The following is a 244-nucleotide window of genomic DNA, read 5'->3' on the forward strand; positions in this document are numbered from 1 at the left end:
GCTGTGAACCATCGGCTTATTCCGCCGGTGGTTCCGCTCTCGTGATGTGTGCACCCGATTACGGGTAAACATTCACGGAGAGTTTGATCCTGGCTCAGGACGAACGCTGGCGGCGTGCTTAACACATGCAAGTCGAACGATGAACCACTTCGGTGGGGATTAGTGGCGAACGGGTGAGTAACACGTGGGCAATCTGCCCTTCACTCTGGGACAAGCCCTGGAAACGGGGTCTAATACCGGATAC

1 rRNA gene is annotated in these 244 nt (G+C 55.7%); it reads left to right on the plus strand.

Features of this window, described 5'->3' with window-relative positions:
- Positions 1-71 precede the first annotated feature (71 nt).
- Positions 72-244 (plus strand): 16S ribosomal RNA (locus PUR53_RS10725); the annotation flags it as partial.

Source organism: Streptomyces sp. SP18BB07 (assembly GCF_036322545.1).
Lineage (GTDB): Bacteria > Actinomycetota > Actinomycetes > Streptomycetales > Streptomycetaceae > Streptomyces > Streptomyces deccanensis.